This window comes from Sorangium sp. So ce590 (assembly GCF_051521365.1).
GTDB lineage: Bacteria > Myxococcota_A > Polyangia > Polyangiales > Polyangiaceae > Sorangium.
This window is the reverse complement of record NZ_CP150346.1, coordinates 5,862,408-5,887,370: the sequence shown is the minus strand read 5'-3', so window position 1 is coordinate 5,887,370 and position 24,963 is coordinate 5,862,408. Positions and strand designations below refer to the sequence as shown.

General features: G+C 71.7%; 17 protein-coding genes and 1 pseudogene. 11 read left to right on the top strand and 7 right to left on the bottom strand.

The window, feature by feature from the left end:
* Positions 1-84: 84 nt before the first annotated feature.
* The 6 genes from WMF28_RS21865 (at position 85) to WMF28_RS21840 (ending at position 5,375) form a co-directional block, all read left to right on the top strand.
* Entirely contained in the window at positions 85-1,119 is a 1,035-nt protein-coding gene (locus tag WMF28_RS21865; RefSeq protein WP_437604198.1) for a hypothetical protein, read from the top strand.
* A gap of 334 nt (positions 1,120-1,453) precedes the next feature.
* On the top strand, positions 1,454-2,677 hold the full coding sequence (locus tag WMF28_RS21860) for a hypothetical protein (protein ID WP_437604197.1): 1,224 nt from the start codon (positions 1,454-1,456) through the stop codon (positions 2,675-2,677).
* A 285-nt stretch (positions 2,678-2,962) separates the two neighbouring features.
* Positions 2,963-3,634 (top strand): serine/threonine-protein kinase, encoded by a 672-nt coding sequence (locus WMF28_RS21855; protein ID WP_437604196.1) that lies wholly within the window; start codon positions 2,963-2,965, stop codon positions 3,632-3,634.
* A gap of 430 nt (positions 3,635-4,064) precedes the next feature.
* A complete protein-coding gene (locus tag WMF28_RS21850) occupies positions 4,065-4,283 on the top strand; it encodes a hypothetical protein (protein WP_437604195.1) in 219 nt (72 codons plus the stop codon).
* Between the two features lie 186 nt (positions 4,284-4,469).
* Positions 4,470-5,015, top strand: a complete 546-nt coding sequence (locus WMF28_RS21845; RefSeq protein ID WP_437604194.1) for a protein kinase domain-containing protein — start codon at positions 4,470-4,472, stop codon at positions 5,013-5,015.
* Between the two features lie 36 nt (positions 5,016-5,051).
* Positions 5,052-5,375 (top strand): hypothetical protein, encoded by a 324-nt coding sequence (locus WMF28_RS21840; protein WP_437604193.1) that lies wholly within the window; start codon positions 5,052-5,054, stop codon positions 5,373-5,375.
* A gap of 38 nt (positions 5,376-5,413) precedes the next feature.
* Here the strand turns inward: WMF28_RS21840 and WMF28_RS21835 are convergent, their stop codons facing one another.
* Together WMF28_RS21835 and WMF28_RS21830 are read right to left on the bottom strand one after the other, a co-directional pair.
* The gene (locus tag WMF28_RS21835; protein WP_437494623.1) at positions 5,414-5,740 is read right to left on the bottom strand and encodes a rhodanese-like domain-containing protein; all 327 of its coding nucleotides are present in this window, start codon (positions 5,738-5,740) and stop codon (positions 5,414-5,416) included.
* 79 nt (positions 5,741-5,819) lie between these two features.
* On the bottom strand, positions 5,820-8,378 hold the full coding sequence (locus WMF28_RS21830; protein WP_437604192.1) for a PAS domain S-box protein: 2,559 nt from the start codon (positions 8,376-8,378) through the stop codon (positions 5,820-5,822).
* Between the two features lie 300 nt (positions 8,379-8,678).
* Here WMF28_RS21830 and WMF28_RS21825 point away from each other — a divergent pair, with 300 nt between their 5' ends.
* Both WMF28_RS21825 and WMF28_RS21820 read left to right on the top strand, forming a co-directional pair.
* Positions 8,679-11,225: a DEAD/DEAH box helicase gene (locus tag WMF28_RS21825; RefSeq protein ID WP_437604191.1), complete on the top strand. Its 2,547-nt coding sequence runs from the start codon at positions 8,679-8,681 to the stop codon at positions 11,223-11,225.
* A gap of 351 nt (positions 11,226-11,576) precedes the next feature.
* Complete coding sequence (locus tag WMF28_RS21820) at positions 11,577-12,125, top strand: DUF892 family protein (protein WP_437604190.1); 549 nt, start codon at positions 11,577-11,579, stop codon at positions 12,123-12,125.
* A 321-nt stretch (positions 12,126-12,446) separates the two neighbouring features.
* Here WMF28_RS21820 and WMF28_RS21815 read toward each other — a convergent pair.
* Positions 12,447-13,097 (bottom strand): annotated as a pseudogene (locus WMF28_RS21815) (DNA alkylation repair protein); the annotation flags it as partial.
* A gap of 287 nt (positions 13,098-13,384) precedes the next feature.
* Here WMF28_RS21815 and WMF28_RS21810 point away from each other — a divergent pair.
* On the top strand, positions 13,385-15,118 hold the full coding sequence (locus tag WMF28_RS21810; RefSeq protein WP_437604189.1) for a hypothetical protein: 1,734 nt from the start codon (positions 13,385-13,387) through the stop codon (positions 15,116-15,118).
* Positions 15,119-15,200: 82 nt separating this feature from the next.
* Here WMF28_RS21810 and WMF28_RS21805 read toward each other — a convergent pair whose 3' ends face one another.
* The 4 genes from WMF28_RS21805 to WMF28_RS21790 form a co-directional block, all read right to left on the bottom strand.
* The gene (locus tag WMF28_RS21805) at positions 15,201-16,022 is read right to left on the bottom strand and encodes a lysophospholipid acyltransferase family protein (RefSeq protein WP_437604188.1); all 822 of its coding nucleotides are present in this window, start codon (positions 16,020-16,022) and stop codon (positions 15,201-15,203) included.
* A complete protein-coding gene (locus WMF28_RS21800) occupies positions 16,019-19,792 on the bottom strand; it encodes a serine/threonine-protein kinase (protein ID WP_437604187.1) in 3,774 nt (1,257 codons plus the stop codon). Before WMF28_RS21800 ends, WMF28_RS21805 begins: the two co-directional genes overlap by 4 nt.
* 364 nt (positions 19,793-20,156) lie before the next feature.
* Positions 20,157-21,455, bottom strand: a complete 1,299-nt coding sequence (locus tag WMF28_RS21795; RefSeq protein WP_437604186.1) for a hypothetical protein — start codon at positions 21,453-21,455, stop codon at positions 20,157-20,159.
* A 286-nt stretch (positions 21,456-21,741) separates the two neighbouring features.
* Positions 21,742-22,071 (bottom strand): DUF433 domain-containing protein, encoded by a 330-nt coding sequence (locus WMF28_RS21790; protein ID WP_437604185.1) that lies wholly within the window; start codon positions 22,069-22,071, stop codon positions 21,742-21,744.
* Positions 22,072-22,306: 235 nt separating this feature from the next.
* On the opposite strand from WMF28_RS21790, the gene zwf reads away from it, so the two are divergent.
* Complete coding sequence (zwf, locus tag WMF28_RS21785; protein ID WP_437604184.1) at positions 22,307-23,884, top strand: glucose-6-phosphate dehydrogenase; 1,578 nt, start codon at positions 22,307-22,309, stop codon at positions 23,882-23,884.
* The gene (locus WMF28_RS21780) at positions 23,881-24,957 is read left to right on the top strand and encodes a glucose-6-phosphate dehydrogenase assembly protein OpcA (RefSeq protein ID WP_437604183.1); all 1,077 of its coding nucleotides are present in this window, start codon (positions 23,881-23,883) and stop codon (positions 24,955-24,957) included. The genes zwf and WMF28_RS21780 overlap by 4 nt, the downstream gene beginning before the upstream one ends.
* Positions 24,958-24,963: the final 6 nt, after the last annotated feature.

The following is a 24,963-nucleotide window of genomic DNA, read 5'->3' as shown; positions in this document are numbered from 1 at the left end:
GACCGCTCGATTCGAGATCGCCGTCACGTGACGCTCACCGCCGTGTCCCTCGCCCTGGGCTCGTTATTCCTCGCGCGCTGCAGCTTGCACGCGCCGCTCTGCGCGCCGGGTGCCCAGACCGCCTGCTACTGTCCCGGAGGCGGAGACGGTGTTCAGGTCTGCTCCGCGGACGGATCCGGCTACGAGGCGTGCCAGTGCGCCGACGACGTACCCGGCGCCGGGGGAGGTCCCTGGAGCAGCTGGGACGAGGCAGGGGGCAGCGCCAGCGCGGGAGGAGGCTTCGCGCCAGGGAGTGACGGGCCGGCGGCGGGCAGCGGCGGGTCAGGTGTCGCGTGCCAGGACGACTGCTCCGGGGAGCCCCGGTGCGTAGACGCGAGCACGCTGCAGCAGTGCGGCGACTTCGACGACGACGCTTGCCTGGATTACGGGGCTCCCGTTCCGTGCCCCGGCGGATGCGCCGACGGCGCGTGCGTCACCGACTGCGTGGGCCCTGCCGCCGAGAGCTGCGGCAACTGCGGCGAGCGCACGCGCACGTGCGACGGCGGCGTCTGGTCCGCTTGGTCGTCGTGCTCGGGCGAGGGCGCGTGCGCGCCGGGCGACGTCCAGAACTGCCACGGCGGGACGCAGACCTGCGACTCGAGCTGCGTGTGGGGCGCGTGCATCGCGACCTGCGGGGACGACGATTACGGCCAGTTCTCGATCCGCGGTCGCAGCTGCTCGGATCCCTCGAACAGCGACACCTGCGACTTCGGCCCTGCCGGTTGCGCGGGCGACGGCAGCATGCCGCTCAAGCTGGCGGCGGCGATGATCTCGCCGACGACGATCCGCTTCTTCGTGCGCAAGCAGGACGACTCGGCGTGGCTCTCGCCCGCGACGCTGACGGTCTACGTGGGGACGGGGCCCACGTGCTCTCCCAGCGTCGTGCCGAACGTCGTGAAGACGACAGCCCCGGCGACGGTCGGACAGCGGACGCAGACCATCGATCTGTCGCTGAACCCTTACTCCGGCGCCTGGCCGCTCGACGAAACCAAGATCTTCTGGGTGGGCAAGAGCGAGAGCGGCTTCCCGTGTTTCCGAGCGACAGGTACCGTCTCGGTTCAGAAGATCTGCGAGCCGTAGCGTCCCCGCCTTGGAGAACAACCCTGCCTGGACGCCCCGCGAGCGCGACGGCACGATGGTCGAACGCGTGCGGCGGTCGGTTGATCGGTAGAGGAGGAGATTCGGGATGAGCACAGGTTACTCGGGTCGCGTCCACGTGCTTCTTGTCGGGCTGGGTTTGCTCCAGCTGCGGTGCAATCAGTCTGAGCCGATCCTCCGAGCGCGAGAGTGCCCGGAGGACCGCCTGGTGGGCGGGGAATGTGCTGGGGTCTCGCCTGAGCCGATCTGCGAGGGAGACGCGTGCACCGACGGGGGTGATTGCGCGACCGTCATCGAGGCCGGCGACGACCCCACAGTGCAGGCGGCGCTCGCGGCGGCGCCGCCGCGCGCCTGCATCACGGTGCGGCCCGGCGACTATGGCGACATCACCTTGCCCCGCGGCGTTAGCCTGCTGGGAAGGGGGGCCGCCCTGGTCCACGTCGCAGGCGTTACGGTCGGCCCCGGATCGGGCGCGCGTGTGCGCGGCGTCAGCGTCGGCCCGGGAGGCATCGTGGTGGCCGACGGAGCGGTCGGGGTGCTCGTCGACTCGGTCAAGGTGGTCGCCGGCGGCTTCGCCGACGGGATTCGGGTCGGCGCCGGCGCCTCCGTCGAGATCCGGGCATCGGAGATCGAAGCGTCGCAGGGCCACGGGATCCGGGCGTTCGATCCTGGGGCGGTGACGTTGAGGACCTCCCTCGTGGGCCCATCGGGCGGCCCCGGGCTGTGGGCGCAGTGCGCAAATGGCTGCGATTGCGCGGCATCGCCGGAGGTGAAAGTCAACAACACCCGGTTCCGGGAGAACGGGACCGTCGGGGTCTCGCTCGTCGGCGTCGCCGCCATGTTGTCGGAGGTCGATATCGTGGATCCCAGCAACCCTGATTCCATCGAGGTGCCGGGTGGGCTGGCAGCGTTCGGGTGCACCTCGCTCACTGCGCCGTCGCTGCGCGTCCGCGATACGACGCCGTTCGACAAGTCGTACGGCGTGCTCATTGACGGGGCGAGCGCCACACTCGGCGGCAGCGAGGCGCAAAACGTCGAGCTCGTGGGGCACGCGGTCGGCCTGTGGATGCAGAATCTTTCGGCCACTGGCGTCCACCAGGTCACGGTCCAGCGCTGCCGCGTCCACGATAGCCGGGGCGTCGGGATCGGCATGAGCGGCGAAACGACGGGCGGGATCATTATCAACTGGACGGAGGTCCAGAACACGCAGCTCGCGACGATGGCCATCGTCGGGGGGGCCAGGGATACCATCGGCGACGGCATTGTATGGCAGAACGGCGCCCGGGCCGAGATCTCCAACCTAAAGCTTGTCGGCAACGCACGGCTGGGCATGCTGATCGATGGCGACGTCGGCGAAGGGAGCCGCATCGAGAACATCGAGCTGGGCGCCGGCGACGACGAGATCGGGCTCGTGCACCAGAACGTCGACCCCGACGGCGTCTCGCCCATCGTCGGCGGAGGCGTCCCTGACCTGATCCGGGACGCGGCCCGGCGCTTCACGGTTGCTGCGCCGATGAACGCGCCCATCGCGGCGCCGTGACCGGCCAACGGGCGCGGCCTCCGGCAGCGTCATTAGACGTCGTCAGGGGGGCGGAGATCCCGTGCAGCGCCCATGCGGGAGGGCTGCGCAGGGAGCTCGTCCAATCAAGCAACGGCGTTGAGATCTGCGCGACGGCCGCTCGCCCTCCCCTCGTCGGAAACACGGCAACGGCCTCCGGCAAAAGGTGCGCAAGTCTCCCACTCCCGCGTCGCGCCCTCCACCCGCCGTACCTCCGGCCCTGCGGCCCCATCTTCGCGTCAAAAATTGACGGCGTTGCGGTCATAGTTGGTTGATGGAGGTCGGCCCATTGAAGCCGGATGCCCCGCCTCAACCGCGGGCATTCCAGGGATCGGCGAGGTCTTCGCGCAGAAATACTGCCTCGATCGCAGCCTCGGCCGGGGATCCATGGGCGCCATCTTCGCCGCGGAGCACATCTCGTTGCGGCAGCGCGTCGCGGTCAAGTTCCTCCTCCCCCGGGCGATGGAGCTGCCCGGCGCGAGCGCGCCTTGCCTGCGCGAGGCCCGCGCGGCGGCGGCGATCCGGAGCGAGCACGTCGCCCGCGTCATCGACGTCGGCACGGCGGAGCTCGGCGTCCCCTACCTCGTGATGGAGTACCTGCGCGGCCGCGATCTCCAGCAGGAGCTCGACACGCGCGGCCCGCTCCCCGTGTCCGAAGCGGTAGACCACGTGATCCAGGCCTGCGAGGCCGTGGCGGAGGCGCACGCGCGCGGCATCATCCACCGCGATCTGAAGCCGGGGAACCTCTTCCTCACGGCCAGCGCGACTGGCGTGCCCCTCGTCAAGGTGCTCGATTTCGGCCTCTCCAAGGCGGCCGACGCCGCCGCCGAGGAGGACGGCAAGCTCATGGCGTCGGAGATGATGCTCGGCTCTCCCTCCTACATGTCGCCCGAGCAGGTGCGCTGCTCGAAGCACGTCGATGCGCGCGCCGATATCTGATCGCTCAGGGTCATCCTCTACCAGTTCCTGACCGCCCGTTTTCCCCTCGCCACATCGAAGATCTCGGCGCTCTACGTCGCCATCATCAGCCAGGCCCCACGCCGCCGCGGGTGCACCGGAGCGACCTGCTGGCCCGGCTCGAGTACATCATCCTGCGGTGTCTGGAGAAGGAGCCGGAGCTGCGCATCCAGAGCGTTGCGGAGCTGTCGCGGGACCTTGCCCCGTTCGGCACGGGACCCTGGCGGCGCACGAGGTCGATCCCATCGTCGCGCTGAAGCATGGTGGCGCCCTCGGCTCCGCGGCCCGCACAGCGCGGCCGATCGCCGAGAGGGCGCGCGTCCCGTGCGGGCGGAGCCTGCGCGCGGCGAGCGAATCTGGAGAGAAATCGACGATCGGACGTCGAGCGTGTCTCAGGTGGTAGGATCAACGCATGAACGCGGACGACATCCGGGCCTACAAGAAGCGCTGGGAGAGGGGCGTGGAGGTCGAGCAGGCAGAGCTCGCGGCGATGTCTCCGGCCGAGAAGTTCCGCGACCTCGCCATGCTCATGGGCGTGGCCCGGGGACTGGATAGCTCGACCGACGCGGACAAAGACGTGGAACAGGTGCGCCGGCGCTGGACCCTGCTCGCGGAGCGCCTTGGTGTCTGAGTTGCGCTCGCTGGCGGAGCTCGAGGGCGCGGTACGCGCGCTCCTCGCGGGGTCGGAGGCGTCCCGCGTCCCCATGCTGATCATCGGCGGCGACCGCGTTCCGTTACCCCCGCGTTTCGCCGCATCCGCCGCCGACGCCCCGCATCTTCGTGCCAAAAAAGGTGTGAGCGCGGCTATAGTGTGCCGATGGAGGTCGGGCCATCGAAGCCGGATGCCCCCGCGTCAACGGCGGGCATCCCAGCGATAGGCGAGGTCTTCGCGCAGAAATACCGCCTCGAGCGCAGCCTCGGCCGAGGCGCCATGGGCGCCATCTTCGCCGCGGAGCACATCTCGCTGCGCCAGCGCGTGGCCGTCAAGTTCCTCCTCCCCCGCACGATGACGCTGCCCGGCGCCAGCGCCCGCTTTCTGCGCGAGGCGCGCGCCGCGGCGGCGATCCGGAGCGAGCACGTCGCCCGCGTCATCGACGTCGGCACGGCCGAGCTCGGCATCCCCTACCTCGTCATGGAGTACCTGCGCGGCCGCGATCTCCAGCAGGAGCTCGACTCGCGCGGCCCCTTGCCCGTGTCCGAGGCGGTCGATTACGTGATCCAGGGCTGCGAGGCCGTCGCCGAGGCGCACGCGCGAGACATCATCCATCGGGACCTGGGGAGGCGCCCCCCGGTGCGCCCGGCCCAGAGCGCCGCGAACCCGCCGAAGAGGTCGGCTCCCTCGGACCTCACGCTCGACAGGTAGCCAAGCGGCCAGACCCCGAGCACAAAAGGGAGACCCATGGCGAAGAAGAAGCTCTCGGCCCGCGCCGCCCGGCGCGAAATCGATCGCACGTCGGCGAAGCTCACCCGCGACATCGAGCGGCTCGCGCTGCTCGAGCCGGGCCACTCCCCCGGGCGCGCCATCGCGCTCGACGCGGCCTCGCAGGTCGAGGTGGCCGCGCGGTCGATCCCGTGCCCGCGCTGCCGCGGCGCCCTCCGCATGGAGGACCACACGGCCGAGACGCTCGACGGCGTCCGCCTCCGCGTCGCGCAGGTGGCCTGCAGCGCGTGCGGCGCGCGCCGGAAGCTCTACTTCCGGCTCGGCGCCGCCGCCCTCAACTAGACCCGCCCGCGAGCGCGCCGCCGCGCCCGCGCCCCGCGTCAGTACCGCGGAATGCTCTCGTCGATGTGGATCGACCACGCGTCGATGCCGCCCTGGAGCGAGGCGACGCGCTCGTGGCCGAGCTTCTCGAGGATCGCGGCGGCCGAGAGGCTCCGGACGCCGTGGTGGCAGTACGCGACGACCAGCGCGCCCTCGGCGGGCGCGACCTCGTCCGCGCGCTCGGCGAGCTCGTTCAGCGGGATCAGCGTGCTGTCCGGCAGCGCGGCGATCTCGTGCTCGCCGGGCGTGCGCACGTCGAGGAGGACCACGGGCTCCCTCGCCTTCAGCTTCAGAAAGAGCTCTTTCACCGAAATCTGCTGGACCATGGTCTGCTCGCGATCGCCCCCGGGATGATGCCGTGAACGCCTCTACCTATCCAAAGAGCTCCCCGGGAACAACCGCCTCTCAGCTCGCCGCCCGCTCCCTGACGAGCGCCGCGACCACCCCCACGAGCTCCGCCGGATCCAGCGGCTTCGCGACGTGCGCCTGGTACCCCGCGCCGAGCGCCCGCGCCCGGTCCTCGGCCCGCGCCAGCGCGCTCAGCGCGACCGCCGGCGTCGCGCCCCCGCGCGCCGCGCCGAGGCCCCGCATCCGGCGGATGAGCTGGAAGCCGTCCTCGCCCGGCATCCCGAGGTCGCTGACGAGCACGTCGGGCCGCTCCCGCTCCAGCGCCGCCATCGCCTCGGCGGCCGACCCCGCCGTCGTGACGCTCGCCGCGCAGTCCTCCAGCACGCGCTGGGCGACCTCGCGCGCGTCCGGCTGGTCGTCGACCACCAGCACCCGCACGCCGGTGAGATCGGCCGCCGGGTAGTCGGCCAGCGCCTCGGCGCGCGCCGAGGTGGGCCGCTGCGCCGCGCCGGGCGCCCGCTGCGAGACGCCGGCGAGCGGCAGCCTCACCGTGAACGTCGCGCCCCGGCCCTCGCCCGGGCTCGCGACCCCCACCGCGCCGCCGTGCAGCTCGACAAGGTGCTTCACGATCGAGAGCCCGATGCCGAGCCCGCCGTGCTGCCTCGTCGAGGACGCGTCCGCCTGCCGGAAGCGCTCGAACAGGTGCGGCAGGAACTGCGGGGCGATGCCCGGGCCGGTGTCGGTCACCGACAGCTCGGCGTGCGCGCCAGCGCGCCGCAGCGCGACGTCGATCCGCCCGCCCGCCGGCGTGAACTTCACGGCGTTCGACAGGAGGTTCCAGGCGACCTGGTGGATCCGCGCAGGGTCCCCCCGGAGCGAGCTCGCCTCGGGATCGACGCTCGCGTGGATCGCGATCCCCTTGGCCTCGGCCGCGAGCTTGATCGCCTCGAGCGCGCTCTGGAGGACCCCCGGCAGATCGACCGGCTGGACGTCGAGCCGCAGCTTCCCCGACACGATCCGGCTCATGTCGAGCAGCTCGGAGACCATGTCGGCCTGGAGCCGCGCGTTGCGCTCGATGACCTCGAGCCCCCGCGCGAGCGCCTGCGGCTCCGGCGCCCGGCTCCGCAGGATGCGCGCCCAGCCCAGGATGGCGTTGATCGGCGAGCGCAGCTCGTGCGAGAGCGTCGCGACGAAGTCGTCCTTGACCCGGCTCACGCGCTCCGCCTCGTCGCGGGCGGCGCGCTCGCTCTCGAGCAGCTTCTGGCGCTCCCCTTCGGCTTGCCACGCCGCGGTGACGTCCTCGGTGATCCCCATGAACGACTCCACCGCCCCGTCGGGCCCGAGCTCGGGGATGAAGCGCGTCCGGCACCTCCGCTCGCCCAGGCTGAACTCGATCCGTTGCTGCTTGCCCGTCCTCGCCGCCTCGCCGCAGGCGGCGTCGCTGGCCTCGCACATCTCCCTCGGGAGCCAGGTCTCGGAGCCGTGTTTGCCGAGGAAGTGCTCGGGCGGGAGCCCGGTCATCGCCTCGATCGAGGCCGTCACGAACGTGCACCGCATCTCCGGGTCGAGCCGGAAGATCACGTCGGGCGAGTTCGCCATCAGCGACGTGAGCTGCCGCTCGCGCCGGCGGAGCTCGTCCTCCAGGCGCTCGCGCTCCGCGATGACCCGCCGCGCGTCGTCGAGCGCCGCGCGGAGCCGGCGCTCGCTCTCGCGCAGCGCCTCTTCCGTGCGCTTGAGCCGGCCGATGTCCAGACAGAGGCCGACCCAGGAGGTGATCTCGCCCCGCTCGTCGCGGATCGGGACCCCCCGGTTGAGGATGGGGTGGACCGTGCCGTCCGCGCCGAGATAACAGAGCTCTTCCTCGAACGGCTCGCCTGCCCGTATACACCGCTCGACCCGGGGCAGCAGACAGCCGCTCACGAGCATCCTTATCTGCGTGCCATCGGGCCGCACATGCGTCGTCTCGAACGGTGTGAACGTCCACCCGCTCGCCAGGAGCTCCGCCCGGGCACGGTCGTCGGCGGGGCGCTCCTCCGGCGGCAGGTCGGGATCCCAGCGGACCAGGCCGGCCGCGAGATCCTCCCGCGGGTGGCCCACGAGCCGCAGATACGCGTCGTTCGCCTCGACGATCCGCCCGTCAGGCATCCAGAAGGCCATCGGGGCCATGTTGCTGTAGAAGAGCTTCCGCAGCCTGCCCTCACCCTCCCCCAGCGCCTGCTCCGCCGCGAGCGCCCGCTCCTCTGCGCGCCTCCGGTCGGTCACGTCCTCGACGAACACCACCGCGCGATACGGTCGGCCCCGGGCGTCGCGGACGAAGACGCCAGTCATCTGGAGCGAGCGGACGCCGCCGTCCTTGCAGCGGCAGCGCATCTCGAACGTGAGCTCCTCCGCGTCGGCGTCGAGCAGCGAGCGCCACGCCGCCTGCGCGCCTGCCCGGTCCTCCGGCAGGGCCAGGTCGAGCAGCTTCTTCTCGAGCAACTCCCGCTCAGCGCAGCCCAGCAGCTGGCAGAGCGAGCTGCTGATGCGCAGGAGCCGCCCGCTCGGCGCGTCGACCTGCACGCTCCCCCTGCCCGGACCTCGCATCGCCCAGGCTGGATGTCCGGTGCTCTCCCCCATTGCTGTCTGTCTACTCTTCCGGTCTTCCGGCCACCGACGCGCTCGACCTGTCCCCCGGACGTGCGCGCGGCTCCCCCGTTTCGTCCGGTCACGCTATCACGAACACGCCGGGGCGCGGCAGCATGGCAGCCGGATCGAGCCCACGCCCTCGGCTCACCGGGGCTGTCCCCGGAGTACGTTCTGTCCAGAGCTCGCGTGGAGCTCGGTGATCCGACCGGGACATGGAGGAGTTTGCTTGCATTTTTCCCTGGAACCAGGCTTCTGCAGGGTGCGCCCCTCTCGATGGGCGTCCCAGCCGCCATGGATCAATCCGCTGCTCCGCTCCGCGCCCGCCTCCCGCCGTCGTCCCACGACTTCGTGGCCGACGATCTCCTGAACGGCTTCCTCGACTATGTGGCCGAGCGGGGACTCGAGCTCTACCCGGCGCAGGAGGAGGCCATCCTCGAGATCTTCGGCGGCAAGAACGTCATCCTCAACACCCCGACCGGCTCGGGCAAGTCGCTCGTCGCGGCCGCGATGCACTTCAAGGCCATGGCCGAGGGCATGAAGTCGTACTACACGTGCCCGATCAAGGCGCTCGTCAGCGAGAAGTTCTTCTCGCTCTGCAACGACTTCGGCCCCGAGAACGTGGGTATGTTGACCGGCGACGCGTCGGTGAACCGCGACGCGCCCATCATCTGCTGCACCGCGGAGATCCTCGCGAACATCGCGCTCCGCGAGGGGGAGAAGGCGCTCTGCGACTACGTGATCATGGACGAGTTCCACTACTACTCGGATCGCGATCGCGGGGCGGCCTGGCAGATCCCGCTGCTCACGCTGCCTCAGGCGAGGTACTTGCTCATGAGCGCCACGCTGGGAGGCACCGAGTTCTTCCAGGAGGAGATCACGCGGCTGACCGGCGAGCAGACCGCCGTCGTCAAGTCGACCGTGCGCCCGGTCCCGCTCGACTACGAGTACCGCGAGACGCCGCTCCACGAGACGGTGGCGAACCTCGTCAAGAACGGCAAGGCGCCGATCTACATCGTGAGCTTCACCCAGCGTGCCTGCGCCGAGGAGGCGCAGAACCTGATGAGCCAGGACTACTGCACCAAGGAGGAGAAGCGGGCGATCACCGCCGCCCTCGCCGGGGTGAAGTTCTCGAGCCCTTATGGCCGCGAGGTGCAGCGCTTCGTCAGGCACGGCATCGGGCTCCACCACGCGGGGCTCTTGCCGAAGTACCGGCTCCTGGTCGAGAAGCTGGCGCAGCAGGGGCATCTCAAGATCATCTCGGGCACGGACACGCTCGGCGTCGGCGTCAACATCCCGATCCGCACGGTGCTGTTCACGAAGCTCTGCAAGTTCGACGGCGAGAAGACGGCCGTCCTGAGCGTGCGTGACTTCCAGCAGATCGGCGGCCGGGCTGGCCGGAAGGGGTTCGACACGCAGGGGAGCGTCGTGGCGCAGGCGCCGGAGCACGTCATCGAGAACATGAGGCTCGAGGCGAAGGCGGGGAGCGACCCGGCGAAGCGGCGGAAGATCGTCAAGAAGAAGCCGCCGGAGAAGGGCTATGTGCACTGGGATCGGGCCACGTTCGAGCGGCTGATCCAGTCGCCGCCCGAGCCGCTCGTGTCGCGGTTCCAGGTCACGCACGGCCTGCTGGTCAACGTGCTCGGCCGCGAGGAGGGCGGGTGTCGGGCGCTGAAGCGGCTCATCCGCAGCACGCACGACCGGCCCGCGGTCCGGCGGCAGCACGGCAAGACAGCGATGCTCCTCTTCCGCTCGCTCGTGGAGGCGCGCATCATCGAGTTCGTCCCCCGGGAGGACGGGCCTGGCAAGCGCCTCCGCATCAACGCGGATCTCCAGGAGGACTTCTCGCTGAACCACGCGCTCTCGCTCTATGTCCTCGAGACGGTGGACAAGCTGGATCCCGAGAGCGGCACGTATCCGCTCGATCTGCTCACGCTCGTCGAGTCGATCCTGGAGAACCCCGAGCTCATCCTGCAGAAGCAGCTCGATCGGCTGAAGACGGAGAAGATCGCGGAGCTCAAGGCGGCGGGGGTGGAGTACGAGCAGCGGATGCAGGAGCTCGACAAGCTCGATTATCCGAAGCCGAACCGGGAGTTCATCTACGGGACGTTCAACGACTATGCGCGGCGGCACCCCTGGGTGGGGCAGGAGAACATCCGGCCGAAGGGCGTGGCGCGCGAGATGTACGAGCAGTACCTGTCGTTCGGCGAGTACATCCGGGAGTACAACCTGGAGCGGGCGGAGGGGTTGCTCCTCCGGTACGTGTCCGAGGTGTACAAGGCGCTGGTCCAGACGGTGCCCGACTACGCGAAGGACAGCGACACGACCGACATGATCGCCTATTTCCGGGCGCTCATCCGCGGCGTGGACTCGAGCTTGCTCGACGAGTGGGAGCGGCTGCGCGACCCCACGTACCAGCCGCGCGCGGGGGCCTCGGGCACGGTCGAGCCGACCGCGTTCGACGTCACGCGCAACGCCAAGGAGTTCACGGTGCTCGTCAGGAACGAGCTGTTTTTCTTCCTGCGCGCGCTTTCCCGCCGCGACTACGAGGTGGCCGCCGAGATGGTCGAGGGCGAGGAGGCGCCCTGGACCGCCGATCGGCTGGAGGAGGCGCTCCGCGGATATCACGCGGAGCACGCCGCGATCCGCACCGACCCGGCGGCCCGGAGCCCGAGCAACACGATCATCCACCCCGCCGAGGACGGCGGCTCCTGGGCGGTCCAGCAGATCATCGCCGATCCGGAAGACCACAACGACTGGATGCTCGACTGCAAGGTGGATCTCGATCGCTCGCGCGACGCGGGGCGGCCGGTCATCGTGCTCCGGCGCATCGCGAGCTGACGGGCCTCGGGTCCACGCGCGCGCACGCGCGGGCCTATCGTCGCCGAAGAGGCAGCGCGCTCGATACGACGTGCCCTCCAGCGCTGCCTGATGCACGGGCTCATGGATGAACACGTGCACTTCGCGCACACGGCCCGCAGGATCGAGGCGCTCATGGCCGCGGGCGGCGGTTCGACAGGGGCGTGTTCCCGGGCGAGCGGCGCCGCTGCCGGTCGCCGGTGGGGAGCCATTTCGCGAACCGCACCCTCGTGGAGTACCTGAGCGAGCACCTCGGAGCGGCGCGCGCCCGGCCGGTGCGCCCGCCGCGGCGCGGCGGCCTGCGAATCGCATCTGCCCCGGCCGGAGGCATCCATGCACAAGCTTGCACAGGTGAATAAGGACAAGGCCATTGACCTGCTCAACGAGCGGCTGACGTTCGAGCGCGCGAGCGTGAAGCTCTACGACTCCATCCTGGAGAAGGTCGGCCGCACGGCCGATCCCGGCCTGCTGAACCTGCTCGGCCAGCTCAAGACCCACCGGGATCAGGAGAAGGAGCACGAGGAGTGGCTCGAGGCGCAGATCCGCGCGCTCGGCGGGGACGCGCACGCCGAGACCGAGATGTCGCGGCTGATCGCGATCGAGTCACAGGGCATCGAGCAGGTGGTGCTCGACGGGGATCAGAACCCGACCCACCTTTTTCATGCGCTGCTCACCGCGGAGCTCGTCGACAACGCCGGCTGGGAGCTCCTGCTGGAGCTCGCCGACGAGGCGGACGACGGCGAGGCGAGGGACGAGCTCCGGCGCCGCCTGCACGAGGAGGAGGACCACCTCATCCTCACGCGCGAGGTCGTCGAGCGGCTCACGCGCAAGGAGCTGCTCGGGTCGCCGGACGAGGCCATCGCGGCGGCGCACCCGACGTGAGCGACCCGGCGCGGGGCGGCGCGCGTCCCGGGATCAGCCCCGGCGCGGGGCGGCGCGGGGCGAGGCGCCGCGCTTCGGTTTCTCCGCGGCGGGGGCGGCCTTGTCGGCGCCGTCGCGCGCCTTGACCCTCCTGGCCGTCTTGGCGGCGGCCGGCTTTGCGGCGCCGGCCCTGGCCGGCTTTGCGGCGTCCGGCGTGGCGGAGGCGGCCCTGGCCGGCTTTGCGGCGCCGGCCCTGGCCGGCTTGGCCGCATCCGGCCTGGCGGCGCCGGCCCTGGCCGGCTTGGCCGCAGGCGCGGCGGCCGGCTTCCGGGTGGCCCATACCTTCTGGATGTACGCGGTCGCGTCCGGCGTCTTGCAGCTCGTCTCGCCGTGATCGACGTCGACCTTGCCGATGCGCCTCGCCGCCGTGAGCGCCTTTCCCCGCAGCGGCTCGCTCCGCGAGCCGATGCTGATGAGCGCGCTGTTCATCGCTTCCCGGGCGCGGTTCCCGGCCTCGTGGATCGACGCCTCGAGCACCGAGAGCCGCTCCTCGAACAGGCTGTCGGGCAGCGACGGGTCCCCGGTCGCGAGCACGCCGAGGAGCGTCCAGCCCGCCCGGCCGATCCACTCGTCGTCCGATGCGGTCCAGCGCGCCATCGCCTCGCGGGCGAACGGCGTCTTCGCGGCGATGTGCTTCACGAAGAGGTCGACGAGGAGCGGTGAGCGCAGGCCGTCGAGCCACGCCTCGAGCTGGTCCCGGGTGAAGCGCCCCGGATCGGCGATCGCCGCCGCCAGCGTCCGCGCGTCGGAGTTGCCCGTCGCCCAGAGCGCCTCGGCGAGCTCGTGATCGCGCTTGATCCGCTTCTCCAGCGTGTTCATGTGGGCGAAGCTCACGCCGAAGAGCGGATCGGTCGCGCCGTGGCGCCGGTAGACTTTCCGGTTCTGCTCGGTGCCGAGCCGCTCGAGCTCGCGCATCACCTCGGTGAAATTCATGGCTCTCACCTAACCTTTCTGTCCATTACGCGCTCGCACCAACTTTTTTCGTGCAAACCGCTTCGTGGGGCGAGCCTGTCGACGCGGCCCGGGGCGCGCCCGCGGCGTTGACCCTGTGCGCTCGAGCTCGCCATGATGTCCTACGCGCCCGTCGCGCCCGGCGCAGGTCTCGGGGACAGAGAAACAGAGGAGAAACCGCTGTGTCCGCGGGGGCCTCTGTGGTTGAATCCATGGTTCATGGACCCGGGGGATGACGGAGGGCGGCGGGTCGCCGGGAGTGGACGCGGATGAGCCGGTTCACGACAGTCCTCCGAGGCGCCCACGAGCCGTCGCGGCTCCCGGAGGCGCTCCTCCGCGCGCTGGAGGAGCTCGTGACGAGCCTTGGAGAGACGCACTCCCTCGCCTTCACCGTCACCCGCAAGGAGGAGGGAACGGCGGACCGGACTCCGGCGGTCGAGTATGCCTCCGAGGGGGTCCGCTTCGTCCTCGTGGCATCGAAGCGGCTCCGGTATTACCGGCTGGAGACGAGCGTCCTGCGCTCGGAGTTGCTCGATGCGGTCGCGCAGCTCGTCCGGGAGAGGCTCCCGCAGTACACCCTCGACGAGCTGATCGACCTGGCCGACCGCGAGGTGGAGCGGACGCCGGTCCCGCTGGAGCTCGTCGCGGAGGTGGCGCGTCATGACGACGAGCTCGACGACCGGATCCTGGCGCTGTACGAGCGCGCGCTGCGGTCTCCCCGCCCCGAGGTCAGGGCCCAGGCGGCCTGGTGCACCTACGAGAACAGGGCCGGCTGGGCGCGGTTCGTCCCCGTCCTGCAAGCCGCCCTCGAAGGGGAAGAAGAGGAGTCGGTCCGGGTGGACGTCACCACCGTGATCGACCTCTTGCAGACCGAGCTTCAATGCGAAGAAGAGGAGCAGGTCCGCTGGAAGTACCCCGGGCTCGATCGCGTCGAGTACGAGGTGACGAAGCGGCGAGGGCTGTCCGCCGAGGAGCAGGGGTCGCTCCGGCAGGCGGTCGCCTTTCTCCGGATGCCGTACGGGATCTACTGGTGGTACTCCGAGCGGAGCCTGAACATGTCCCTGGAGAGCGCGCTCGAGTCGCTGCGCCACCTCGAGCGCTGGCGGGACGAGATCGAGCGTTCGTTCCAGTCCGAGGTCCCCTACGACCACTCGGACCCCTTCATGAACGAGGACGCCATCCATCCGCTGGGGGCCTACGTCATCAGCAGCCAGTTCCTGTGGCATTATCACGAGTCGGACGAGGCGGAGCGCCATCTCCTCCGCTCCCTTCACCTGGCGGAGACGCTCATGACCCGCGGGCAGGCCGGAGCGGTCCCGGTCATGCCCCGCGTGCCCCTGAAGGAGCGGTATCCGGACGGCGTGTCGCGCGCCTACCACGATCCGCGCCTTTACGCGGTCAACCACTTCTACCTGGGAGAGCTCCACGAGCGGCGGGGCGCCCATGAGCAGGCCGCGCGCCACTACGCGCGCTTCGCGGAGCTCGAGCCCGATTTCTCCCCGAGGAACTCGTACGCCCCGCACCGGGACTACTACGATATCAAGAGGTTCTATCCGGGGACGGTCGAGGCGTATGGCAGGCTCGGGAACCTGTACCGGGACCGCCTGGGCAACCCGGATGCGGCGCGACTCTACTACGAGAAGGCGCTGGAGCTGCCCCCGTCGCACCACACGCCGTACCGGGATTACGCGCTCCTCCTGCGCGAGGCAGACCCTCGCAGGGCGCTCGATCTGGCGCGGGAGGAGGTCGAGACGCTGGCCTCCTATCCGGATCCCGATCCGAGCCCGGTCGCGAGGTGTCTGCCCGTCGAGCCTCGCGACGTGGTCGAGCGGTTCAACGAATGGCGCTCTCACCCGATGGCGCCCCGCGACGAGATCGACGCGGTGACGCGGTCGGTCCTCCGGTTCCTGAAGAACCTGTCCGCCGAGCCGTACCGGAACGCGTACCGGAGCTGCGATGAGCTCGCGCAGCAGGTGGAGAGCGACTTTTCGCGGGGCGCGTGACCCCGGGCGCTCGCCGAGGTGGCCGCGAGCGGGTTCTCCTCTCGCGATCAGCGCGGCTTGCCCGCTTTCCGGTCACCGGGTGTCACCCGTTCAGGCGTGAGGCTCCCCCGACTCCCCGCGCCCCGCCTCGCCCCCCCTCGCGGAGCGCCGCCGGCAGCGCCGAGGCCACGGCGGCCCTGCACGCCTCCATCGAGGCGCGGAGCTCCTCGAGCGAGCGCCCGGGCGGATCGAGCGGCGGGTGCACGACGACCCGCAGGACGCCGGGCGCGGCGGCGTAACGGCTCTTCGGCTGAAGCGCGCCCGCGTCGACGAGCGTCACCGGCAAGACGCGCGCGCCCGCGGCCGCGGCGACCCGGAAGGCGCCCAGCCGGAAAGGCAGGAGGCCGCCCGTCGCGCTCCGCGTGCCCTCGGGGAAGAACACCGTCGACCACCGCTGCATGAGGTTGCGCTGCGCCGCGCCGAGATCCGCCGCGGCGCCCCGGGCGCGCCGGTCGACCGGCGTGTGGCCGTAGAGGCGCATGCCCCAGCCGAGCACCGGCACCCGGAACAGCGCGCGCTTCGCCAGGAAGCGGAACGGCGTGCGCCCCTGCAGCACCACGAGCAACGCGAGGATGTCGAGCGTGCTCTGGTGGTTCGCCGCGATCACGTAGCGCTCGCCCGGCCGCGCGTGCAGGACCCCCTCGGCCTCGACGCGCACGCCGACGAGCCAGAGCGCCCCGCGCGCCCAGACCACCGAGAGGCGATCGTGCATCCGCTGCCGCGGATCGAAGGGGAAGCAGAGCAGGCCGACAGGGAGCAGGACGACGAGGAACAGCATCGCCCAGGCGTGGGCGAGCGCCGTGCGCACGACCTCCACAGGACCGGCCGGCGCCACGGCAGCGCCCTCGCCCCCCGCCGCCGTCACTTCGCGACCGGGGGGATCTCCGGCCCGTCGAAGCGCGGGACGAAGCCCTCCACCGAGGCGAGCGTCTCGAGCAGCGTCACGTGGCGCAGGCGCGGGATCGCCACGTACGTCGGCACGCCGATCTCCTCGTCCGGGATCGCGATCGTCGCCGCCGCCGCGAGCTCCGCCACCGTCGCGCCGACGATCTGCGTCGTGCCCATGCTGCTCGGGCCGGCCGACCGGATCTCACGCGGCAGCTCGGCCCAGTACGCCCGCGGGAGGCCCTGGAACGCCGCCTCGACCGGGGGCCGCGGCCAGAACGTCGGCTCCGTGAGGCCGAGCTCCTCGACGAGCACCTCGCGCTCGGCGCGGATGTCGCGCGCCTCCTGCTCGTCGCCCAGCGCGTCGAACGCCTCGGCGAAGCGCTCGAGCGCCGTGACGAGCTGCGTCCGGTTGCCCGAGGCGCGGATGAGATCGAGCGTCTCCCGGCCGTACGCCCTGAGCTCGCCGACGTCGCGGCCCAGGAGCGCGCGCGCGTGCATCCGGCCGACCCGGCCGAGCCCCACGGCGTACGCGTCGCCCGTCCCCGCCGAGCCGATCTCGACCGCCCGCTCGTAGGCGGCGAGCGCCTCCGGGAGCTGGCCCTGCACGAAGAGCACGTCGCCGAGGTACCCCTCGGCCCAGCCGCGCCCCATGCCGATGCCCAGCACGCCGCTGAGGTTGCACGCGTTGGCGAGCAGCACGCGTGCCCGCGCGAGGTGGCCGACGTGGAACTGATGCCGGCCCGCGTACATCGTGCCGACGTACAGGTAGAGCCCGCTCAGGCCGTGCTCCTCGGCGTACGAGAGGAGCTGCGCGGTCGACCGGACGCCGAGATCCCAGTCGAACCGGCCCTCGGCGAGCACCGCGTAGTAGAACCACGTGCCGAGCAGCCGCACCGGGTCGCGCAGGCGCTCGGCGAGGCGCGCGGCGTCGGCGGCGCTCTGCTCGGCCTCGGCGTAGAAGCCCGCCTGGCTCAGCGCGACGCAGAGGATGCCGCGCGAGTGGCACAGCTCGATGTACTCGCCCGCCGCCTCCGCGAGCTCGCAGCCGCGGCGGAGCGGCTCGGTCGCCGGGCCCACCTTGCCGGCCGCGCACAGCGCGCGCCCGAGGATGTTCGCGGGCAGGCACTGGTACGGGCGGAGCTCGGGGCTCGCGCCGACGGCCTGGAGCGCCTTGCGGCTGTGCGCCACGGCGTCGGCGAACTCGCCGCGCACGTAGTGCACGCGCGACAGGGCGCTGGAGAGGGCCGCGGTGACGAGCGGCGTCTCCGGGAGCGCGCCCTGCGTGCGGCGGAGCAGATCGAGCGGCTCCGCCGTGCTGCCGAGCAGGCACGCGACGCGCGCGAGCTCGTGGGCGCAGCGGGCCCGGAGATCGATCCGCGCGGGGTCGAGCGGCAGCCGCTCGAGCAGCGCGAGCGCCTGCTTGAGCCGCCGGCTCGCGCCGTGCGGGTCCTGGAGGCGGTCGGCCTCGACCGCCGCGAGCAGGTAGGTCTCCGCCGCGCGATCGAGCTCGCCGGCGCGCTCGACGTGGTGCGCGAGCGTCCCCGGATCGCCGCCGCGCAGCGCGATGCGCCGCGCGATGCGCCGGTGGACCTCGCCGCGCTCCTCGGGCGGCACGCGGGCGGAGAGCTGCTCGCGCGCCACGTCGTGCGAGAACGACGTGAGGCGCCCGTCCTCGCTCAGGCAGACGTAGTGCGCGGCGGCGTCGCGCAGGGCGCTGTCGACCTGCGCCGGGTCGAAGAGGCCGAGCTCGACGAGGTCGTCGCGCAGGAACTGGCGGCCGATGAGCGCGGCGACGCCGAGGACCTGGACCGTGGTGGGGTCGAGCGCCTCGATGCTGCGGGAGAGCACGTCCGAGACCGAGGCGGGGGCGCGGTAGTGCGCGTCGGCGCGGGAGAGCTCGAGCGCGCCGCTCCGGCCGCGCTGCAGGAAGCCCTCGGTCTCCATGTTGCGGACGACCTGGATGTTGAAGAGCGGGTTGCCGGCGGCGAGCAGCGGGACGCGGCGGACGAGCTCCTGCACGAGGTCGTCGCCCGCGCCGCGGCCGAGCGCGGAGAGCAGCGCCCGGTTCGCCTCGGGCGGGAGCGGGCCGAGGTCGAGGCGCTCGACGTTCTTCCACGCGAGCCACCCCGCCGTGCGCGGGGTCATCGGCGACGAGCCGGGCGAGCCGCGCACCCCGGCCGAGGCCGGCGGGGGCAGCGTCGAGCCGGCCACGCTGCGCGCGCCCGGGAACGGCGGCCGGGCCGTGCCGAGCAGCAGGACCGGCATCTCGGCGAGGTGGTCCGAGATCCGCAGGAGGACGTCCTGCGTCGCCTCGTCGGCCCAGTGGACGTCCTCGATCGCGAGGATGACGGGGATCTCCTCGGAGATCGCGCCGAGCAGCCGCAGGAGGAGATCGGCGATCCAGCGCGTGCCGCCCGGGCCGATGGCGCCGCCCGCGTCGGCGAGCCCGACCGCGCGGATGAGCTCGGGGACGAGCCCCTGGAGCAGGGCGGCGTCGTCGGCGACCACGAGGCTGACCAGGCGGCGGATGCGCGCCGCGCGGCTGTCGGTGTGCCGCTCCAGCCAGAGCGCGATCTGCGTCAGCGCCTCGCGGATCGCGGAGTAGGGGACGAGCCCGGAGAGCTCGCGGCACCTGCCGTACGCGACGATGGCCGTGCCCGTCTGCTCGGCGCTCCGGAGCAGCTCGGTGACGAGGCGGCTCTTGCCGACGCCCGTGTCGCCGACCACCACGGCCGGCCGCGGCTCGCCGAGCACCGCGCTCTGGAGGAGCTCCGTGAGCCGGCCGAGCTCCAGCTCGCGGCCGATGAACGGCGCGTCGTCGAGGGCGTCGGGCGCGGCGGCGTCGCGCTCGCGCTCGGCCGCCTCGGGGGCCGGGGGCTGCGAGGTGCCGTGGAGCGTGACGTAGTAGAGCTCCTTGAGCCGCGCGCAGAGCCGGGCCGCGCTCGAGGAGCGCCGCGCGGGGTCGCGGTGCATGAGCTCCTCGACCAGCGCGACGACGGGTGCCGGCGTCTCCGGGGCGACGTGGGCGAGCGGCACGAGGGTGCCGTAGACCTTCTGGTTGATGACGCTGTCGACGGTGCCGTCCGCGAACGGGAGGCGGCCGGCGAGCAGCTCGTAGAGCATGACGCCGACCGCGTAGAGGTCCATGCGGGGGCTCGGGCGAGCGAGCGCGCCCCGCTTCAGGCACTCGGGCGCGAGGTAGGCGATGGTGCCCGCGTTGACGCGGACGTGCTCGGGCTGAAAGCTCACCGTGAGCGTGGCCAGACCGAAGTCGAGGATCTTGAGCCGGGGCTCGTACGGATCGGTGAGGACGATGTTGCTCGGCTTGAGGTCGAGGTGCAGCACGTTGAGCGCGTGGCAGTGGGCGAGCGCCTCGGCCACGCGGCGCGCGATGCGCAGGGCCTCGATCGTATCGAGCGAGCCCATCCGCGTGAGGTACCGGTCGAGCGTCTCGCCCCGCACGAGCTCCATCGCGAGATAGAGGCCGACGCCGTCCAGGACGCCGTACGAGGAGAGCTTCACGAGCGACGGATGACGCAGCCGGAGCAGCGCCTCGATCTCGTTCTGCTGGGCGAAGAGCTGCCCGACGTTCTGGGCGCTCACTTCCTTGAAGATCTTGATGGCGGCGTCGTTCCCGGACTCGTCGTGGCCGCGGAACACGGCGCCGAATCCGCCCTCGCCGAGCGGCTCGTCGATCGTGTACTCGCCAATCGTGGCGCCGCGCTCGATCAAGGGACCGCCGACCATCGCTCCTGCCCTTCCGAGTACTCCGTCATCGCTCGCAGAAGCCTCATGATACTCCGGACGCGGCGCCGTGACGCCGCGCAATGGCCCTCTTCACGGCCATTTGGCGCCTCGGGGCGCGTCGCGCCTCGACGGCTTGCTGCATCGCGCGTGTCTGGACACGAAACGTGCGTGTCACGTTGGGGCGGCAATTCTGGTGATCGCCGGGATCTTCGCGCCCCGCGCGCCCTCGCGCGGCGACAGGGAAGGTGAGCCCGCATCCAAAACTGCGCTTCGACCCCCAGGATCGGGGCCGGAAATGACGACGGCGGCGACCCCCTCCAGGAGGGGGACCGCCGCCGCGTCCGGACTCAAACCGTTCCGGGGATCAGGTCCCGCCGCTGGCCGAGCCGCTGGCCGAGCCGCTGACGCTCGCGCTCGCCTTGATGTTGACGTCGATCGAGGCCGTCGCGCTGGCCGACGCGTCGACCGCGGCGGCGACGCAGGCGACCGCCTTGCCGCCGGCCTGGAGCGCCGCGTCCTTGACCTCGACGCCGGCCTTGCCGACGCCGGACACGGCCGCCGCCAGCTTCTTGCCGGTCCCGAGCTGGACCTTGGCGATCGCCGGGAGCGACGTCCGGAGCGCCGCGATGAGCTTCTGTGCGTCGGCGTTCACCTTGCCGTTCGCCACGATGCGGACGTTCGGCGGATCACACGACGCGGTGCCGGCGGTCTTCGCCGTGCACTGCATCTGGCAGCTCGGGTCGATGCTCGGGGGCTTGAACTCGCCCGAGCACTTCGGCTCCTTGATCTCGGCGCTGCAGCCGCCCGAGCACGAGCCCGAGCACTTGGCCGCCGCCTTGATCTCGCAGGAGCCCGAGCAGGAGCCCTCACAGGTGCCGGAGCAGGTGCCCTCGGCCTTGGCGTCGCACTTGCCGTCGCAGGTGCCCGCGCAGGCCGCGCCCTTCGACTCCTTGCCGTCGCACTTGCCGTCGCACTTGCCGCCGCAGGTGCCCTTGAAGCCGACGTCGCACTTGCCCGAGCAGCTCGCGTTGCAGGTGCCGGAGCACGCCGCGCCGGCCTCGACGCTGCACTTGCCCTTGCACTCGGCGTCGCACTTGCCGCTGATCTCGCCGCCCTCGCAGCTCGCCTCGAGCTTGCCGGGCTGCACGGGCGAGCCGCAGTCGCCGAGACACTTCTGCATGGCGGTGACGTCGGCGTAGCACTTCGGCGGCTCGATCTGGACCGCGAGCTTCGCCTCGGCGTTCGCCTTGACGGCGGCGTTCACCTTGGCCGAGACCGCGTTGCAGACCTTCTCGGCGCCCTTGCCGCCGCCCGCGTCGGCCTTGAGGTCGGCGTCGCTCATGCCGAGATCTTTGCCGAGCTTGCCGCACGAGGCGATGAGGTCCGCCTCCATGTCCGCCGTGAGCTTGTCGAGCGAGGCCGCGGCCTCGAGGAAGCCCTTGATCTTGCCCTGGACATCGGCGCCGCCCTCGAACTTGAGGTCGGCGATGCCGCCGTTCTTCAGCTCATCGCAGCCGCTCGCGGCGGAAGCCAGGTCACCGGCGGGCCCGGGCAGGCTGTCCGCGCCAGGGAACCCCTTGCCACCACAGTTCACGAGGAGAGGCGAAGCCAGCCCGAGCAGGGCCACGGGCATCGCGAACAACTTCCATCGATTGACGCTCATCTCTGAAACCCTCCGGCACCACGATGGGTACCCCTTGGGGCGCGGACCCTACACCAACGACCGCGACCTTGAAAGCCGGGACAGCCGCGATCCTGCGCGGCCGTCGCTCGCAATGCCGAGCAGCCCCCGCACGCCGGGCCCCAGCGATAGAGCGCCCTATTGCCCGAAGTCACGATGGCTGTAAAGAAACAAGCTGAGCGCGCCGAGCGGCGAAGTCGATTGACACCGGTGGACGCCGGGTGACGTCAGGTGACGCCGTACGTCGCGGCGCTCCCCCGGGGCGTCGCTACTCGTCGTCGTCGAAGGGGAGGGGGAGCTGCGAGAGCGGGCGCGCGCCGACCGTGGGGCCGCCCTTCTTCTCGAAGAGCGCCTGCTCGCGCGCGATGTCGGCCTCGACGAGCTCCTGGTTGTCATAGGCGAACGCGAGCGCGTCGAGCACGCGCGCGGGCCCGAGGTTCGGGTACCGCTTGAGCAGCGTCTCGACCGACGCGCCGCCCCGGTGCCACGCCCAGAGCCGCCGGACCGGGACGCGCGATCCGGCGACGTGCGGGCTGCCGGCGAGCACCTGGATGTCGCACCGAACGTGAGGGTGGGGGACGCGGATTCGCGGGAGCACCGGCGCGGCCATCGCGCTGCGGAGCCTAGTACCTGTCGCGATCGGATGGAAGGGCGCCGCGAGCCGGCGGGCACGCTCGGCGCCGCCCCGCGCTCCGCCCGTACGCCCGCGCGCGGCCGTCGTCAGACGCGTCAAGGCGCGCCGTTCGGCCTTCCGTCGGCGCGATCGGCGCTAGCCTACGCCGCGGAGGCGCGCGAGCATCGTGCCCGTCGTCACCGACCGGAGCTCATCCATCATGACCCAAGCCGAGAAGAACCCGCTTCGCGAAGGAATGCCCGAGGAGCGAACCGCCTCGCCGGCGGCGCTCGTCATCTTTGGCGCCTCGGGCGACCTGACCCGGCGCAAGCTGCTGCCCGCGGTCTACAACCTGGCGCTCAGCCGCCTCCTGACCGGCGGCTTCGCCGTCGTCGGCGTGGCGCGGCGTCCGAAGCCGGATTTCGCCCAGGAGATGCGCGAGGCGGTCGGGAAGTACTCGCGGCGCCCGCTCGAGGAGGCCGCCTGGAGCGAGCTGGAGAAGGGCATCAGCTACGTCCAGGGGGCGTTCGACGAGCCCGAGACCTACACGCGGCTCGCGGCGGAGCTCGTGCGGCTCGACGCCGAGCGCGGCACCCGCAAGAACCGGGTGTTCTACCTGGCCGTCGCGCCCGACCAGTTCGCGCCCATCGTGCGCGGCCTGCGCGCGGCGGACCTCGTCGCGCCGCCGTCGCACGAGAAGGACGCGCCGTTCCAGCACGTGGTCGTCGAGAAGCCGTTCGGCGAGGACCTGGCGAGCGCCCGCGCCCTCAACCGCGACCTGCTCGCCCACCTCGCCGAGTCGCAGATCTACCGGATCGACCACTACCTCGGGAAGGAGACGGTCCAGAACCTCCTCGTCCTCCGGTACGGCAACACGATCTTCGAGCCGCTCTGGTCGCGGCAGCACGTCGATCACGTGCAGATCACGGTGGCCGAGGAGATCGGCGTCGAGGGCCGCGGCAAGTTCTACGAGAAGGTCGGCATCACGCGGGACATCGTGCAGAACCACGCGCTCCAGCTGCTCACGCTTGTCGCGATGGAGCCGCCGTCGTCGTGGGACGCGGACGCGGTGCGCGACGAGAAGGTGAAGGTGCTGCGGACGCTCCGGCCGATCGAGGGGCCGGACGTGCTGTCGTCGACGGTGCGCGGCCAGTACGCGCCCGGCATCGTGCGCGGCGAGAAGGTCCCCGGCTACACCGAGGAGCCCGACGTGGCGAAGGACTCGAAGACCGAGACCTACGTCGCGATGAAGCTCCACCTGGACAGCTGGCGCTGGGGCGGCGTGCCGTTCTACCTGCGCGCCGGCAAGCGGCTGGCGAAGCGGGTGGCCGAGGTGGTGCTGCACTTCAAGCCGCTGCCGCACGGCCTGTTCAAGGGCGCCCCCGGCGCCACCGACGAGCCGAACGCGCTCGTGATGCGCCTCCAGCCCGACGAGGGCATCTCGCTCCGCTTCGCGGCGAAGATCCCGGGCAGCGGCATCGCGCTCCGCGGCGTGACGATGGACTTCCGGTACGGCGCGGCGTTCGGCTCCAGCACGCCCGAGGCCTACGAGCGGCTCCTGCTCGACGCGCTGCGCGGCGACGCCACGCTGTTCACGCGCGCCGACGAGGTCGAGGCGCAGTGGGGCTTCGTCGATCCGATCTTCGAGGGGTGGGGGACGCAGAACGCGCCGATCGCGCGCTACGCCGCGGGCACCTGGGGCCCGCCGGAGGCCGACGCCCTGGTCGAGCCGACGGCCGATCCGTGCGGCTCGCGCGGCGACCGCAAGCCCTCGGAGCGGGCCTGGAGGCGGCCGTGAGCGCGGAGGGCATCGCCGCGGTCATCAAGCGGGTCGAGGCGGAGCTCGCCGAGTTCTGGTCGGCGCCCGACGAGTCGCGGCCGGAGCCGGCCCCGAAGACGCGCGCGTCGACGATGAACTTCGTCGCGGTGGGCAGCCGCGCCGAGGTCGAGCGCCTGAAGGAGCAGGCCGAGGAGCTCGCCGAGACGCACGCGGGCCGGACGCTGCTCATCACGCTCGACGACCGGCTCGATCCGCTGAGCGTCCAGGCCGACTGGTCGGCCACGTGCCGCCGCGCCGGGGAGGTGCCGATCTGCTACGATCGCGTGGAGCTGACGTTCGGGGTAGCCGCCGCCGAGCGCGTCGCGTCGGTGGTGAGCGCGCTGACGATCTCCGACGTGGCTGTGATCGTCGAGCTCGCGCCGGGCGCGCCGAACGTGCTCGGCGACGCGCTCGCGCCGATCTGCGATCGGCTTGTGTTCGACTCGGCCGAGACGTGCATCGAGCGCATCGCGGAGGTGGCGCGCCGGACGAGGGCGCCGCTCGCGGACCGGGCGTACGTGCGGACGTTCTCGTTCCGCGAGCTCGTGGCCCGGTTCTTCGACGACATGCCGGAGGCGTGCCGCGCGATCCGGCGGGTGGAGATCGCGCGCAGCGCGGGGTCGAAGCCGGATCCGGCGGCGCTGTTCCTCGGCTGGATGGGCTCGCGGCTCGGATGGACGTTCGTCTCGCGTGGGCCGGCGCAATCCGGCGGCGCCGGCGTGGTCGGCCGCGCCCGCGCGGCGGACGGCGCGCCGATCGAGATCGCGCTTGTCGACGGGCCGCCGGCGGAGGAGCAGGCGTGGCGGCGGATCGACGGCGTGCGCCTCTGGACGTCGCTGCGCGGCGAGCCGCTCGCGCTCGGGTGCGTGCGGCTCGACAAGGCGCCCGCCACGGTGCGGTGGACGATGGAGGGGGCGCGGTCGGCCGAGCACCTCCACCCGCTCGGCTACCGCGACGAGACGTGGGTGCTGACGAAGACGATCGACTCGCTGGAGGGCGATCGGCTGCTGCGCGAGGCGGTGCTCGCCGCCGCGGCGTGGAGCGCCCTCTGAGCAGGC

Bases quoted from the DNA above. Each gene is read 5' to 3' on its own strand.
- WMF28_RS21830 (WP_437604192.1), bottom strand. From the start codon at position 8,378: ATGGGGGAGAGCACCGGACATCCAGCCTGGGCGATGCGAGGTCCGGGC.
- WMF28_RS21840 (WP_437604193.1), top strand. From the start codon at position 5,052: ATGGCGAAGAAGAAGCTCTCGGCCCGCGCCGCCCGGCGCGAAATCGAT.
- zwf (WP_437604184.1), top strand. From the start codon at position 22,307: ATGACCCAAGCCGAGAAGAACCCGCTTCGCGAAGGAATGCCCGAGGAG.
- WMF28_RS21810 (WP_437604189.1), top strand. From the start codon at position 13,385: ATGAGCCGGTTCACGACAGTCCTCCGAGGCGCCCACGAGCCGTCGCGG.
- WMF28_RS21820 (WP_437604190.1), top strand. From the start codon at position 11,577: ATGCACAAGCTTGCACAGGTGAATAAGGACAAGGCCATTGACCTGCTC.
- WMF28_RS21835 (WP_437494623.1), bottom strand. From the start codon at position 5,740: ATGGTCCAGCAGATTTCGGTGAAAGAGCTCTTTCTGAAGCTGAAGGCG.
- WMF28_RS21845 (WP_437604194.1), top strand. From the start codon at position 4,470: ATGGAGGTCGGGCCATCGAAGCCGGATGCCCCCGCGTCAACGGCGGGC.
- WMF28_RS21850 (WP_437604195.1), top strand. From the start codon at position 4,065: ATGAACGCGGACGACATCCGGGCCTACAAGAAGCGCTGGGAGAGGGGC.
- WMF28_RS21825 (WP_437604191.1), top strand. From the start codon at position 8,679: ATGGATCAATCCGCTGCTCCGCTCCGCGCCCGCCTCCCGCCGTCGTCC.
- WMF28_RS21800 (WP_437604187.1), bottom strand. From the start codon at position 19,792: ATGGTCGGCGGTCCCTTGATCGAGCGCGGCGCCACGATTGGCGAGTAC.
- WMF28_RS21795 (WP_437604186.1), bottom strand. From the start codon at position 21,455: ATGAGCGTCAATCGATGGAAGTTGTTCGCGATGCCCGTGGCCCTGCTC.